The 1226-nt window shown below is 68.0% G+C and carries 1 protein-coding gene; it reads right to left on the bottom strand.

Annotated features, from left to right (window positions below):
- Positions 1-1226 (bottom strand): AMP-binding protein (locus EN935_RS36615; RefSeq protein ID WP_206534673.1); only part of this gene is annotated, 1226 nt, incomplete at both ends.

The raw sequence follows: 1226 nt of genomic DNA, 5'->3' as shown, positions 1-1226 counted from the left end.
GCATGGCAAAGGTGACGACCTGCGCCACCGCTGGATGGTCCATCAGCACGTCGTCGACCTCGAGCGGCGAGATCTTTTCGCCGCCGCGGTTGATGATCTCCTTGAGCCGTCCGGTGACCCTGAGATAGCCGTCCTCGTCCAGCACGCCCTGGTCGCCGGTGTGGAACCAGCCATGCGCGAAAGCCGTGGAATTGGCATCCGGGTTCTTCTCGTAGCCCACCGTGACGTTGGGCCCGCGAATGACGATCTCGCCGGTCTCGCCGGCTTTCAGCAACCGCCCGTCGGGCGCCATGACAGCCACGTCCGGGCCGGCGGAGGCACCGACGCTGCCCGGCTTGCGCTGGCCCGGCGGCAGCCGGTTCGACGCCATCTGGTGCGCCGCCTCGGTCATCCCGTAGGATTCGATCACCGGGCAGCCGAAAGTCGCCTCTAGTTCGGCCATCACCTGCGCCGGCAGCGAGGCCGAGGACGAGCGGATGAAGCGCAGGCGCGCTGCCGCCAGCACCTCGGTGTTGCGCGCCGCCCTGGGCAGGATCGCCTGATGCATGGTCGGCACCGCCGTGTACCAGCTTGGTCGTGCCTCGCTCAGCCACTGGAAGAAGCGCAGCGCGTTGAAGCCGGGCGTGCAGTAGATGCTGCCGCCTGATGCCAGCGACGACAGCACGGCCGCGATCAGGCCGTGAATGTGGAACAGCGGCATGATGTTGAGGCAACGGTCATCGGCCGTCAGGCCAAGTGTCGCGCCGATATGGGCTGATGAGGCCGCGATGTTGGCATGGCTGAGCGGCACCAGTTTTGGCCGCGATGTCGTGCCCGAAGTGTGCAGCAACAGCGCGATGTCATTATCCCGCGCCATGTCGGGCGCCGCTTGCGGTCCGATCGCCGCGCCCTCGATCGTGAAGCTGCCGGCTGGTGTGTCCGGCTGCACGACAAGCCGCAGCACGCCGATGCCGAGGCGCTCGGCAACCGTCACCGCCGGTCCGGTCTCGCCTTCCGCGACAAGGATCGCCTTGGCGCCGATGTCGGTCAGGTAGAAATCGAGCTCGTCGGCCCGGTAGGCGGGATTGAGCGGTGCCGTCGAGGCGGCGGCTGCCACGGCGACGAAGGCGGTGGCCATCTCGGGTCCGTTCGGCAGCACGATCGCCACCCTGTCGCCTCGGCCGATGCCGCGCGCATGCAGCTGTTTTGCCGTGTCGGCGATCAGGCCGCGCAGTCCGCCATGGGTG

Origin of the sequence: Mesorhizobium sp. M7D.F.Ca.US.004.03.1.1 (assembly GCF_003998635.1) — a bacterium.
GTDB lineage: Bacteria > Pseudomonadota > Alphaproteobacteria > Rhizobiales > Rhizobiaceae > Mesorhizobium > Mesorhizobium loti.
Note: the sequence above shows the minus strand (reverse complement) of the source record. Positions and strands in the feature narration are given on the sequence as shown.